This window comes from Saccharicrinis carchari (assembly GCF_900182605.1).
Classification (GTDB): Bacteria; Bacteroidota; Bacteroidia; order Bacteroidales; family Marinilabiliaceae; genus Saccharicrinis; species Saccharicrinis carchari.
On record NZ_FXTB01000002.1, the window covers coordinates 332979 to 347012 of the forward strand.

8 protein-coding genes are annotated in these 14034 nt (G+C 44.3%); 3 read left to right on the forward strand and 5 right to left on the reverse strand.

Annotation, left to right across the window (positions count from 1 at the left end; genetic code table 11):
• Positions 1 to 189: 189 nt before the first annotated feature.
• The 3 genes from FN809_RS05800 to FN809_RS05810 form a co-directional block, all read right to left on the reverse strand.
• Entirely contained in the window at positions 190 to 2331 is a 2142-nt protein-coding gene (locus FN809_RS05800) for a right-handed parallel beta-helix repeat-containing protein (RefSeq protein WP_142532549.1), read from the reverse strand.
• A 66-nt stretch (positions 2332 to 2397) separates the two neighbouring features.
• Positions 2398 to 3273: an alkaline phosphatase family protein gene (locus FN809_RS05805; protein WP_142532550.1), complete on the reverse strand. Its 876-nt coding sequence runs from the start codon at positions 3271 to 3273 to the stop codon at positions 2398 to 2400.
• Between the two features lie 311 nt (positions 3274 to 3584).
• Positions 3585 to 6725 carry a glycoside hydrolase family 2 protein gene (locus FN809_RS05810; RefSeq protein ID WP_142532551.1) on the reverse strand — a complete coding sequence of 1047 codons (3141 nt, stop codon included), beginning with the start codon at positions 6723 to 6725 and terminating at the stop codon, positions 3585 to 3587.
• A 433-nt stretch (positions 6726 to 7158) separates the two neighbouring features.
• Here FN809_RS05810 and FN809_RS05815 point away from each other — a divergent pair, with 433 nt between their 5' ends.
• Positions 7159 to 11166 carry a hybrid sensor histidine kinase/response regulator transcription factor gene (locus FN809_RS05815; RefSeq protein WP_185957469.1) on the forward strand — a complete coding sequence of 1336 codons (4008 nt, stop codon included), beginning with the start codon at positions 7159 to 7161 and terminating at the stop codon, positions 11164 to 11166.
• An 84-nt stretch (positions 11167 to 11250) separates the two neighbouring features.
• A complete protein-coding gene (locus FN809_RS05820) occupies positions 11251 to 11547 on the forward strand; it encodes a hypothetical protein (protein WP_142532553.1) in 297 nt (98 codons plus the stop codon).
• 211 nt (positions 11548 to 11758) lie between these two features.
• On the opposite strand, the gene FN809_RS17715 is transcribed toward FN809_RS05820, so the two are convergent.
• Entirely contained in the window at positions 11759 to 11926 is a 168-nt protein-coding gene (locus FN809_RS17715; protein WP_185957470.1) for a hypothetical protein, read from the reverse strand.
• 116 nt (positions 11927 to 12042) lie between these two features.
• Between FN809_RS17715 and FN809_RS05825 the strand changes: the two genes are divergently transcribed.
• Positions 12043 to 12636, forward strand: coding sequence for a class I SAM-dependent methyltransferase (locus FN809_RS05825; RefSeq protein WP_142532554.1), 594 nt, complete (start codon positions 12043 to 12045; stop codon positions 12634 to 12636).
• 104 nt (positions 12637 to 12740) lie between these two features.
• Here the strand turns inward: FN809_RS05825 and FN809_RS05830 are convergent, their stop codons facing one another.
• On the reverse strand, positions 12741 to 14009 hold the full coding sequence (locus FN809_RS05830; protein ID WP_142532555.1) for an alginate export family protein: 1269 nt from the start codon (positions 14007 to 14009) through the stop codon (positions 12741 to 12743).
• Positions 14010 to 14034 lie beyond the last annotated feature (25 nt).

Below are 14034 nucleotides of genomic sequence, written 5' to 3' on the forward strand. Positions count from 1 at the left end.
AAAACATTAACAACAAATTATCGTTAATGGCAAAGAAGAGTAATTACAGGCCATGTTAGCAACAGTTGGTTTTTTTAAGAGCCTGACAGATAATAGATAAGAGGCTGGAAGCAACTGCGTGGTGGTGCAATGTTTTTCTTTTACAACATGCTCCACATCATGGCGCTGTTGCTTCGTTGTCCACGGGTTTCACCGCTGCCCATCATCCCTATCGTACATTCCTATTTTTTGGAAAGGAATATTTTTCAGCACGGGTATTTGCTCAAAAACAAAGGCACTGTCGGCCAATGAAATGCGCCCTGCCTCCGTAACATCTATCCGGATGCCTTTATCGACAATCTTATTATCGGCTTGCCAGCCCAGCCAGGCTTCGTCGCCTACAGAAACCTGATCCATATCGGCAAACAAATTGCCCGACACGAGATTTCCGGTGGGGACGTGCGCTTTATCGAAATAATTTTCAATCCCGGGATATTGCTCGCTGTAAGGGGCTTGTTGGTAGTTCACTTCCTCCATCCGTTTTTGGAACAGCCCGCCATCGTCCATCAGCCATTTGGCCCAGGTCTGCAAGCGGTTACCGGTGCGCATACCCACCTTACCGCCGTTAAAAATATTGTTGGTATAAATATTATCCGAGCCTCCGCCAATCAGCGACACCAGCTTCCCTGCCCGGTTAAATATATTTCCCGTAACGGTCAAACCGCAGGCGGCATCGTCATGATATACCGCACTGGTATTGAACTGGTCAGGAATATTCGCAAAATAGTTATAACGCAGCACCGTGCCCCTTTCCGCCGGGTTACGGCCATAATAAAAGGCGCCCATGTCTTCGGCATCGAGGCAAACGTCGTGGATGTAGTTGTACTCGATTAGATGGTTGTTGCCGTGCATTAAAATAGCCATGCTGGGCAGGTTATACATTTCGCAATGGCGGATGATATTGCCCACTCCGGTAAGATGTACCGCGGGCCGGTAGGTTTGTTCGATACGGTTGATGCGGTGAAAGCGGCAGTTTTCGACCTTATTATTGCCGGACTCCAAGGTGAGCCGATTGCCACCGCCCAAAGAAACACCGCCGGCACCCAGGTTGTAAAACTCACAATGGATGATGGTATTGTTCTTACCCCCCATGCGGTTAAAGATGGTGTGGGAATACAGATGCTGCTGAAGGCTCCCCACCAGATGTTCTTTCGGCTGGCCGATACCCTCATGGCGGTATTCCTTGAACGGTTCGATGCCCATGCCTACGGCGATACCCAGACTCCCCAGGTTGGTGAACTGACAAGCCTCGATACGAACCCCTTCACAATTGACCAGTGAGATACCCATGCCGCGGGAGGCTTCAAAAGTAATTCCTTTGATCTGAATGTTGCTGGCATCGTTCATGGTAACAAATGGCGATTCCAATACGGAGAACTCCAGGGTGTTCACCTTTTCTTCCGGCGAAATAAACCAAAGCTTACCCTTTTCGCGGTCGATATAATATTCGCCAGACACATCCAATTCGGCCAGCAGGTTAACGCCATACCAGTTTTGCCAGGGCTTTCCACCCGCATAGCCATAAAGGGTGGCACTGGCTGTGGTAATGGTTTTTTTGGAACTGTCAATGGTTTTTATCTTTACCATGTCGTCGGCAAAGCCGGCATGGAAATAGCCCGCCATCCAAGGGTCTGTTTCATCTGCCCATCTATCTACACGCAAGGAGTCGTATTGAATAACGCCACCCTTATCGGTAAAATCGTCGTAGCGCGGTACGCTGCCTGCATCCAGTACTTTACCCATGGGCACCATGCTCTGGTTGGGCCAGCGCGACAGGTGCATCGGGTTGCCGTTCACGAATATCTCGCCCCAGGCCGGACCGTAGGGACGGGAGAAACCCACATTGCGAAGCACTCCAAAATCGCTTATCCCGGCCTTTTTTAGGTCCACTTCATACACGGTACCTTGCGGTGTGTCGATGGTTTCTACGGATGTGGTTTGTGTAATTAATTCCGGAGGTATGGCAACGCCACCCGAAAAAATCACTTTTTCATCCTTGTAGGCCTGCAACACCAACCCGGACATAGCAGCGTCCAACTGCAAGGAGGCATCTATAGGATAGATACCTTCCCTGAAGTTGATGACAAAGTATTTGTCGGGATTATTTGATTTTACCGCCCTGACCTGTTCCAATGCCTTTTTTGCTGTGAGGAAAGGGGCCTTGCGCGTTCCTTTGTCTTGGTCGCTGCCCGAAGGGCTCACGAAAATTTCGGACGGCCCGGTGCAGGCCATCATTGAAAATGAGACCAGAATTAATAAGCTGATCACGCGAAAGAAGGGGGGTGAGTTCATTGTTAATAATTAGTATCCAGACACAAGTATCCAGACATGAGAGTTATGATAATAATTGACGGAGTTTTATTTTTTCATCCCTGAAACTTTTCCGTCGAGGTTCCATTCGTTATTCATATCGATGCCGAGATGTTGCATGGCGGTTACCGCAATGTCGGTTACGTTTACGGGATGTTTGATTTTTCCCTTTTTAACACGTTTGCCCTGGGCAATATAAAAAATGGTGGTGTGTTCTGGGATGTCTCTGCCGTGGCCGTAATTACTTCCTCCGTGATCGGTGGTAACCAATATCAACCAGTTTTCTTTGCGATAGGTCTCCCGATCTTTGATGGCCGCTATCATCGCACCTACCTCGCCGTCCGCTTTTTCGATAGCTGCCAGGTATTTTTCGATAGTTGGACCGTAATCGTGGCTGTGCCCTGCACCATCTACTTCGTCTAACTGAACGAATACTGCATCAGGATTATCATCGCGTAGCAATTCCACCACGCGACGGGTCACGTTTTCATCGTTGCTCAAATCATTATAAATATCGGCATCGCCCTCTTGCAGTATTTTATGTATGGGTTGCCAGTTGACCACCGAATAAGTTTTCAGATTGGGCTTTTGTTCTTTTACCCGATGGAAAAAATGGGGGTATTCAGCCAAGTTCGGATTTTTGTATCCGTTGGTCGTTACCTTGTGCTTATCGAACCACACACCAGTAAGCATACTGGTCCAACAGGGGCCGCTATTGCTGATGGTAGCCGTTTGTGCGCTCATTGTCCAGGCGCCTTTTTTTATGAGCTTGTCTATGTTGGGCGTTTGGGCTGCGGTAAGGGCATCGGGTCTGCAACCGTCAATACCGACAATAAGCACCTTGTTTTGTGCATGCATGGGTGCAATTACTGTAAATGCAAGCAAGAGCAAAGCTCCAATGGTTGTTTTTAATTTGTTTTTCATTTTTTCGAAATTAGTATCACGTATCAAATCATTAGCATCGAGACTGATGAACAGCCTATCGTAAAGGGTAACCCCTATCAGGGTTCTTTTGACGTACCGTACATAACCCCCAGATTTATCTGGGGGTTATGTACGGGCAACCACTCCGTGGTTTTTAGTTGTACTGAAGGGAAAGGGTACATTTCAGTTGCTCCCTAAGCTGTTGTCTTCAAAAAAACTCTGTAAGAGTTTCGTGTGCATAAGCCCCAGTGGAGCTTGCGCAAACTGGGGAGGACAAACTACTATGGGCACAACTCCGGAGGAGTTTCCCTTTACCCACCAAGTATTTTAACAAACAATTCCGCTAAGGCAGGATTGCAGTCGAGTTGATTCTTCACGTCTAAAAGGCTGATTACCCAACGCCCTTCACCATCTTTTCTCTCAGCGATAATCGAATTGTTTTTATAAATCATTACAGGTGTAAATCCCTTTGCCTCAAATATACCGTAAGTTTGTCGGGTTGGCGACTGCATTTTACTGTTATACGTATATTTAAAATCGTTTGCTCGTGTCCCTTTTAACCATGGGTGGTTTTTATTGCGGGCCACTATCCAGGACCAATCCTCCTCTTCGTGCTCTGTTGATATATTCTGAATAAGTGAAAATACGCCCTTTTCTTTAATCAGCTCAACGGCATTATCCGATTTATCATTGCTGCCAATTTTTACAATCCCTTTTGGTATATCCAACAAAAGACAATGCGCACCATTTTGTACCGCTTTATCGATTTCGGCGCGACGTGCATTATACTGCTCATATTTTTCAATGATAATCATATCGTTGGATTTGATATCTCCCTTGTAAACAACATGGTCCATACCCAACTCTTTAGCAATTGAAACACTATCCTTATTACCCACTATATACACCCGATTATCATCAGGCACTTGAAGTTTAGGAAAGACACTGGAAACATGGGTATCTTCGTGTAGCTGTTTACCGCTTTTTACATCAAAAAGTCCCAGCCGCAGGGTCAGGTCACTGCGTTTTTTAACCTCGGGAGCTGTAACATCCAAGAAGCCCTGAAAACGTGAACCGTCTGTAACATTGGGCACATCGGCTTTAGCTTTACCCGTTTTTATAACTTTTCCTTCCAGTTCCAATTGATAGCGCAGCTCCGTATTTGGCGTTTCGTGCGTATCGTTGCAAATCCACAATTCAACAGGATGCTCCTCGCCACTGAAAAAGCTTTTCCGTTCGCTGCGAATCTGCACCGCAAGAGGCGTTAAGGCATCGCGATAGGCATACCATGCCGGTTTGGGACGACGTTCCGTATCCACAATTGTCTTCATCCAGCCATTGGGCCAGGCATCGATAAAAAGATGTATGGCAAAGGTATTCATACGGGGCATACGCCTGAAAGCACGAGTTACCTTTTCAACGCCCCACTCCTGATGGTCCTGGCTGGCTTTCACCCATTCTTCCATGGTTCTTCCGGCTTCAAACCAAAATGGGTATTTTTCCCAGGTCTGGTTGCCACCTTTTTCCGTTTTCAACTGCTCGGGAGACCAGGTTCCATCATTATTTTCATTCCACTCCTTGGGATAACGGCGCCTCATCATTTCCGGATAATCCAAGCCTTCGGCGCCAAACTCACCACATCCGTACATCCAGCCTTGTTTTACGTGCTCCCAGGCCCCCCTCATCATAAGCGGAAGGTCGGTTCCGTGCTCGGGATACCAGATATTATAACAATGGTCGTCGGGCAATCCTTTGTTGGGCGCCTGGTAATCGCCATCTACATATTTAACTGCCCGGTCCGGGTTTTCATGCTGGACAATGATGTCGAGGGCATCAAACATTTTTTCGTAGGCCGCACGGCTAATGGCATGTGGCTGTACGCCCCCCATGGGTTCGTTGATGTAGGTCATCATAATTACAGAGGGGTGGTTGCGCAGCAAACGCTCTATCCGGGGTGCCTGGGCGAGTGCCTCATGAAACTGTTTTTGATTGACGTAGGCAAAAAGAGGTAGGTCGGCTTGCATCATCATCCCCAGTCTATCGGCATATTCATACACTTCCTTCTGGGCTATTCGCTGGGTGGTTCTGATAAAGTTCATATTGGTGAGCTTTGCCAGGAGCAGGTCGTCCGTCAGTTGGTCCCAGTCTTTGCGCATCACATCTAACTGCAGAAAACCCATGGTGTTGGTGCCGCGCAGGCGAATTTCTTTTCCGTTAAGGTACATGCGCCCTTTGGGTGTAGAATCTTCGGAAATGACAAACGAGCGCATACCAAACTGGCACTTCATGGCATCGAGCAGTTTTATTCCGGTTTTGTCGTAGAGTTCTACCTGCATCTGATAGAGCCAGGGGCTATCCGGCGACCAGAGACGCAGTTTTTCCTTTGGTATCTCAATCATCATTTTAGTCAGAACGCGTCCGCCCACCAACTCTACATCATACGCTAAATTGTTTGCTACCGTGGCTTCAAAATTCTGCCCAAAAAGGCCCACAGACAACTTGAAATCATCGGCATCGTTGCCATTGAGCATTTCCGTTTCTACCCACAGTTCTACCCTGCTGCTGTCAAGGTTGGGGCGTGCAAATATGTCGGCAATGTAGGTATTCGATCGGGTTTCAAAATAAAGGTCTTGATAAAGGCCGTAGCCCGCCGGGGCACAATTCCATCCGGTAAAAGGGTCATCCCAGCCCGGGCTGTTGCTTGCGGCAAGCTTATTTCCCCAACGGCGTTTGGGCTGTTCGCTGCCCAGCATAGAAAAATCATTGCGTAGCCGTACCAAAAGCGTATTCTTTCCGGGAAGGATGTATTTGCGGACATTGAACTCAAATTCATCGAGCATCCCTTCGTGATAGCCCACGTGGTGGCCATTGATATAAGCATCGGTGTAGTAGTCGGCACCATTAAAATGGAGAAAAAGCTCCTCCTGTGCGAGCATGGATTCATCGAGCTCGAACTCGGTGCGATAGTTAACCGTAGAAGGACCCTGTGGCCCGTGGTAATAGGGGATGGTTATGTTCTGCCACTCACCTTTACCGGAGAGTGTGTAGTTAAAGTCTTTTTGATCTTCCCTTGTTTCGTAGCGAAACTGCATGGCCGATATATTCAGCCTTTTGCGTGCTTCCGTAGCTTTGGGTGCAATATCTTTCATAAAAACCTGATACTTCGCCCTCAACTCGGCCAAGGCAGCGTCCACCTGCTCCTCGGTTTCAATCCTGGCCATCGGAGCAAAAGCTTTGCCCACCTTTTTTTTCCAACCAAGCACTTTATCGTGCGGAAGCGCAACAGGACCGGGGCGCTCCATCGGAAAACTATATCGTTCCTGGTATTTTGTTTTGGCAATATCCGTGTAGAAGTCTCCACCTCCTTCCTGAGCCCAACTATTGGAAACGGGCAGAAACAGTATGGATAAGAAAATCCAAAAACCGAGTGAGAAAAATTCTTTTTTGCGCATGGTAGCTTACGAAATGGTTTGCAGTTGCGAAATCTATCATAAGCTCTATAGCTTATATCTTTTTGTGATTATCGATATGACAAATATAGATGAGATACACTTACAAGGGTTATAATCGTTTCTACAAACTTTAACACTAATTCTGGATATTAACACGCATTCGGGATTTAATGACACAAATTCGGAGAAAGCACCCGCTATTGTTAACCCAGCTAATTGGCTACCCCGAATGTTGTTTCAAGAATTATTTCTGTCTCCGGCAGCGACTAAGTTTCAGTAAAAACTTCTGTCAAAAGTTTAACTTCAGCTAAGTAGGTGTTATTCCCGTGAGGCGGAACAGGTTCTGAACTTTATTCATATTCCTTAAAATTTATGAATAGTTCAGATTAAAATGATGTATTTTCGTAACAGCTATTGTTTTAAAACCTTTATAATGGGAATACGCATAATATTGATTTTAATATTTTTGCAAGTGCTCGTATCGTCTTTACAGGCCGACGAAAGTAAATTTGTGCGCTATAAAACTACGGACGGTCTCTCGTTTAGCAATGTAAATCACCTGGCCGAAGATGATGAAGGTAATATTTATGCTTCTACGCGCCAGGGCCTAAGCATTTTTAATGGTACTTCCTTTATCATCTTCAACCAGCGCAATACGCCCGGATTCAGCAACAAGGTTTCGATGGTGTTGCCCCTGGAAAAAGGTTATGTGTTGATGGGTACCAGCGACCGTGGATTATTTCTGTACGATAAATTTAAAGAGCGGGTATTTCCCGTAAAATCCTCATTTAATGGAGTAGATATAAACTTAACGGTCACGTCACTCGTAAAAGATGCAAAAGGTTTTTTGTGGGTGGGCACATTCAAGGGGGAGTTGTTTTGCATTTCGTTGCAGGAACTATTGGCCAATCTAAAAGAAAATAAAACGATTGAGTGGAGCAAAGCAGCGCAGCTTAAGGGAGCAATAGATGCGTTGTGCCCATTTAAAGATATGCTATTTGCCGGCGACGAAAGTAAGGGGATATATAGGGTACGACGGGTTGGTGACGAATTTATTACCGACAGACCCATTGAGGTTTCCGGCTCTTCAAAAACATACGCCCTTGCCATTTATAAAGATAATTTATGGATTGGCACGCAGACGGGCATATATCGTTCAGATAGTATTGGATCGTTGGGCTACAACACAACTTATTTACTAAAAGAGCCCTGGCAATTAAAAGATAATATCGTACGCACCCTGTCGCTCCACAATGATGTGCTTTGGGCCGGCACCGAAGGTAATGGATTGTTCAAGTTAGGAGTGGATGGAGCAGGTGGCATTGAGGAGCACTTCGTATATTCCTTACATAAACGCCATGGGCTAAATTCCAATTATATTTTAACCACACTTATCGATAGCCGCCAAAACCTATGGCTGGGCACATGGTTTGGCGGAATAAATGTGATGGATCTGACACAGCCTGCCTACTCTTTTGTATATGATGCAAAAAACGAGAACGATATCTTCTCCAATATTATTTGGCGTATCGAGAAAGGACAGGATCAGCTGTTTTGGTTGGGCACGCAGGGCAACGGAGTTTGTAAATATTTAAATAAAGAAGGTAATTTTAAAGCGGTTTTCAATCAGAATATCACATCGGTATCGGCTTTACATTACGATAGTGGCAACAACAGGCTTTATGTGGGTTCGTGGGGAAACGGCGTAAAAGCATTTAATCTTTACAATAGGAAGCCTATCGCGCGGGAGGAGCAAAAATTCCGGGATTTAAAGGACGAACGTATTTACGCTCTGACACCAGATAACAAGGGTGGATTGTGGATAGGCAGTTTTCAGAAAGGCCTTTATCGATATAACGGTAACACCAATGAGATTCAAAAGATACCGCTCCCCGACGAAGACGCCAATCCTATCGACATTCGTTGTATCCTATATGATTCAACGAATACTACTGTTTGGGTAGGTTCGTTGCAGCAGGGTTTATTCAAATTGCAACTCACCCCGCTGGGCGAAGTGCAACATATCGATCATTACCCTAACTTTGAATCTGCCGATGACGCCATTAGCATAGAATCACTTTATATGGATAAAAGCAGGAACTTATGGATGATGCTGCGCAATGGACTGGCCGTAATTGCGCCGGGTAGTGACCTTCCCCAAAGTCTTCCCTATTTACAAGGACTGGTGACCACTGGCATGGTGGAGGACAGCACCGGAAATATTTGGGTGAGTACTTACAAGGGTATCCATAAATTCAAAGAGGATATGGGGGCGCCGGTTTCTATTTTAAGTGAATATGTATTTTACGACATCGCCTTTGATCGCGACCAAAATCAACTGTTGGCCGCCTCCGACAACGGGCTGTTGCGAATTAAACCGGATTGGGATGCGAAAGGGGGCAAAGGGATACCGATAATGCTATCGCAGTTAAAAGTATTTGATCAATTGATACTGCCTGGCCAGCCATTAAGGGGTACAACCATCCTTAATAAAAAACTTAATTATTCCGACACCATCGTACTTCCCCACTTTTCGCATACTTTTTCTATCGGACTAAATGCCTTGTCGTTTATTGAGCCTAACAAAAATACAATCCACTATCGTCTTGTAGGTTTCGAAAATATCTGGAACCATATAAAAGGCGCATCGGCTACGGCCACCTACACCAACGTACCTGCGGGTACCTATACTTTAAAGGTCAGGGCAAGTGGCGAGGATAGCGGGGATAGCGGAGAAAGGAGGGTGCTGACCATAATAAAACTGAAACCCTGGTGGGCCTCGAACCTGGCTTTGGTTTTTTATACCTTACTACTTGTGTTTATCATTTATCTGGTTTATAAAGTGTTGAAGTCGAGGATTATATTAAAGCAAGAGTTAAACTTTGAAAAGCAACGCCTGGAGCGGGAGCATGATCTCCACCAGCAAAAACTTCAATTCTTCACCAACATATCGCACGATGTACGTACACCGCTCACCCTGATGATTGGTCCGTTGGAGGAGATGCAGACCTCGGACGAGCTGCCTGTAAAGTTCAAAGGCAAGGTTTTTCGCATGTTGAAAAACGCCAGGATGCTGCACCATCTTGTCGATCAAGTGTTGGATTTCAGAAAGATGGAAACCGATAACCTCTCCCTCAATCTGTTTCAAATCAAGCTAAACGTCTTTATAAGGTACATCCATTTGCAATTCAAGGATATGGCCTTAAGTAAAAACATCGATTTTGAAATCTCGTGCCCCGATGAAGAAATTATCCTTGTATCCGACCCTAAAAAATTAGAATCCATCCTTTTTAATCTGCTTTCTAATGCCATTAAATTTACACGGCCTTATGGTCAAATATTTTTAGAGATAGATGCAGACGAATCACAAATATACCTTAACGTAAGGGACACCGGTATAGGGATACCCGAATCGGAATTAAACAATGTATTTGTCCGCTTTTACCGATCGCGGCACGAAAATGTGACACAGGGCACCGGCATAGGCTTAACGTTGGTGAAAAAATACGTAGAACTGCTTGGCGGACATATTACCGTAAAAAGCAAAGCGGGCAAAGGAACCGGATTTTTTATTGTGTGGCCGGTGCGGCCTGATGCGGAAGCGTTTGATAAATACGAACCGCTTCAGGAACAGGAATTAAGCGCAGAAACGGAAGCCGATCAAATAAAACATGATTCAGCGGGAGGAACAAAAAAAGAAACTATCGTAGCTATTGACGATAACACGGATATACTGGAGCACCTGACAGAAATATTACAACCTTATTACAAAGTATTTACCGCCACCAACGGAAAGGACGGCCTAAACGTCGTTCAGCGCAAAAACCCTGATTTGGTTATTTGCGATATCATGATGGAAGGCATGGACGGGATAGAGGTAACTGAAAAGATAAAAACCAACCTGGCCACATCGCACATACCCGTGATATTGTTGACGGCCAAAAATACAGTGGACGCTAAAATTGAAGGCTACGAAAAGGGTGCGGACTCTTATATCGAAAAGCCCTTCAACAGCCAGCTTTTAATTACGCGGATAAAAAGCCTGATAGAACGGCGTCGCCTGCTAAAGCGTAAGTTTATGGTATTGGACGCTCCCGCCGACAAAGTTGCACCTACATCGGTAGATGAAAGCTTTTTGAAGCAGGTAATCGCTACGATAGAAGATAACCTTACCGATTCGGACTTTTCGGTACAAGGACTCGTGGAGGCAATGCAGATAAGCCAGGATCAGCTCTATCGGAAAATAAAGGCCATAACCGGCTTGTCCATCAATCATTTTATTCGTTCCATCCGACTGAAAAAAGCTGCACAGCTTCTGCGCGAAAAAAGAATGAATGTGAGTGAGGTGATGTTTCAGGTGGGATTCAATAATTCCTCATACTTTACCCGCTGCTTTAAAACTGAGTTCGGAGCAACGCCCTCCGAGTTTGTTAATAAGTAAGGATTCTCAAGAAAAAGATTTAAGAGTCTTAATTATTTTTTGTAACTTATAGCTTGTGTTATTAAGTTATAAAACAAATAGATCATGGCAACTGTATTTAGTCCTATCCATCCTGATTATTACGACATGTTTGCAGAGGAAAAGGAAAAAGAATTGAGCAAGGTGTTCTATTTTGGAAATGGAACAGAAGTAGAAGAAGCCAAAGGAAAGATTACGGGTTTGGTAACCCGGGAAGCCCATGCACAGTACCTGACTTTTGACACGGGCAATATGGCTCGTATTGATCGGATTATTACGGTAAATGGCAAACCGGGTCCGGCCTACGACGAATACGACGCCTACGCGCTGGCCTGCCTGGATTGCAATGTGCAGACGGATTAACGATATGGGTTCTTAAAAACCAACTAACGCCAATGCCGAAGAAAAATCGGCACAACCTGTCCGGTAGTATTGCGGGAGGCTCCCGCCATGGCGGGACAGGCTATGTTGAGGATGGTTTGCTTCGTACTCTTGTTGCGTACGAGAAACTTTATGCCACCCTCCAAGACCTGATTCCTGCCTAACAAAAGCTGCTTCTATTATCGGTGCCGCTCTATTTTCTGAACATAGCACCACCCGTAGCTAATAACCATCCAAACCACTCGGACGAGACTTCCAGTTTCCCTCGAATCTGGTTTAGTACCATCTGTACAATACCTGCCAAACCCTTCACTATTTTCTTTCGCACCCCGATGTTGGCCTGCACCTGCTGCCTTTGCAATATGATTAAGGCTGTTTTCGGTATCCTTAAATGCTTTTCGCTTTTGTGAGCTACCTATCCTGCAACTATACAAAAACAGAAACAGCAAATTTAAATTGATTGTATTTTAGATAATCATGGCAATACTAAAAAGACTTATTAGCAAAAAACTCAAATTGAGGTTGTTGAAGGTACTTCCTTTAATCGGTATATATATCAAAAACATTTGTGAGGATAGAGTAATATTGGAGAAAATTATTTTTCCTCATTTCATTAATAAACACGATTGCCAGAAAGTTATCTTTATAGGCGTTGGGTGGTACACCATGGAATACAATAAGTTATTCAACAAAAAGGAATTTTGGACGATTGATATTGAACCGAAATTTAAAATTTACGGATCAAAAAGGCACATAATAGATTCGATGGAAAATATGGATAGCTATTTTAAGAAGAATTCAATAGATCTTATTATATGCAATGGAGTTTTCTCCTATGCAGTAAAAGATTCTAAAATACTTGAGAGAACTTTAAAAGTATGTTACGATCTTATACGCAAAGGTGGAGTTTTTTTAATTGGATGGAATGATCTTCCTGAATATAAATCGATTTCTTTCGAAACCTGTGAAAATATAAAACTATTTAAACCTTTCGTATTCGAACCATTTGGTGCCCAGAGAAAATTAGCAAACCCTAATAACTGTCATACTTACAGTTTCTACACTAAATAATAAGCTTTAGCCTGAAAAATACACGCATTTTTCAGGCTAAAGCTTATTGATAATCTTGTTTTGGTTTAATCGTTTTAATGTTCATATTACGCAGATTTTTGCTACTATTTTATAAAATCCGGCGTTACGGTAAGCATTACATAGCCCCATTGCTGAAAAGCAGTGTGGTCGCCACCTTTTAGCAGTTGCATGTTTTCTGAAGCAAACATTGTAGACCATCCAAAATCGAAACGCACCATAGGTTTAAAAGCCCACCCCAATGATAGGTCTATCTCGGTACCCAGGTTTTTGCCGGCATCGGACGAGATATCAGCTGCAGCGGCAAAGTAATGGATATGACCGCCAAAGCTTAGCTTGTTCATTTTATGACTGATTTTTGCATAAATATCTATCAGGCCTGCATTATTGATATGATTACCTACATAGAAATAATCCATAAAACCATTGAATTTATGGTTGGTACCATAAAAGGGTGTAAACGATTTGTTTTTATCACCATCCTCATTAAAAGCTGTGCCCGATAGCATTTCGAATCCTCCCGTGATGCCGGTCTCCGGGTTTAGCTTGCCTGAAGCTTCGAATAGAATATTATAGGCGTTCAAATCTCTGTTGCCTGCATCTTTCCCTACCTGCAAATAGGCGTTAGCGGCTATATTAACTGCATCCAGTCCGGTAACGAACCTACCACCTAAGGTTTGGCTGTACTTCGTTTTTTGTTCTACTCCAAATCCCGGGCTCAAAGGAAATGCAACTCCGTTATTTAAGAACAGCAGACTCAACTTTGTGGCTTCCCACTGTTGATGTGCCCAGAAAAATTGCATCGACTTATAGGCATCTGGACCGTTATAGTCGGCGTTTGTGATGTTATTATTTTGATGAAAAGCAAAACCGGCATGGATGTCCCATTCGCCCTTGTACTTGAACAAAGCCAAATCGTGTGAGCGTGCTTGTTGTGCCCAGCCCACGTTACCAAAAATACGATGATCGTCGTAAATAAGCTCTTGCCTTCCGGCTCTTAAACTGAACTTATCATTAAAAAGCACTTCAGCCCAGGCCTCATGCACAGAGATGGAATTATTTTCATTGCCAACTAATTGCGGTTGGTTTCCCCACTGTCTAACATCTTGAAGAACCAGCTTAGTAAGCACATATTCGTTTTTAAACATACTGTTCAGGCGGGTGCGTTGGGTTGAGATAAGCGAGGCATCCTGCCCTTCTACGGCTAATGATTTATAGCCTCGGTTTAACTCCACCCGGGGACGAATTTCGCTGCTTAGTGTAAATTGTGCTATTAACAAGCCGGGCAAAACACAACCGAGTACTGTACTTAAAATGAGTATTTTTATTAGGCGATTGTAGCTATTGTTTTTCATGATAGATGATTTTAGATTTTCAGAT

Bases quoted from the DNA above. Each gene is read 5' to 3' on its own strand.
- FN809_RS05810 (WP_142532551.1), bottom strand. From the start codon at position 6,725: ATGCGCAAAAAAGAATTTTTCTCACTCGGTTTTTGGATTTTCTTATCC.
- FN809_RS05830 (WP_142532555.1), bottom strand. From the start codon at position 14,009: ATGAAAAACAATAGCTACAATCGCCTAATAAAAATACTCATTTTAAGT.
- FN809_RS05805 (WP_142532550.1), bottom strand. From the start codon at position 3,273: ATGAAAAACAAATTAAAAACAACCATTGGAGCTTTGCTCTTGCTTGCA.
- FN809_RS05815 (WP_185957469.1), top strand. From the start codon at position 7,159: ATGGGAATACGCATAATATTGATTTTAATATTTTTGCAAGTGCTCGTA.
- FN809_RS05800 (WP_142532549.1), bottom strand. From the start codon at position 2,331: ATGAACTCACCCCCCTTCTTTCGCGTGATCAGCTTATTAATTCTGGTC.
- FN809_RS05820 (WP_142532553.1), top strand. From the start codon at position 11,251: ATGGCAACTGTATTTAGTCCTATCCATCCTGATTATTACGACATGTTT.
- FN809_RS05825 (WP_142532554.1), top strand. From the start codon at position 12,043: ATGGCAATACTAAAAAGACTTATTAGCAAAAAACTCAAATTGAGGTTG.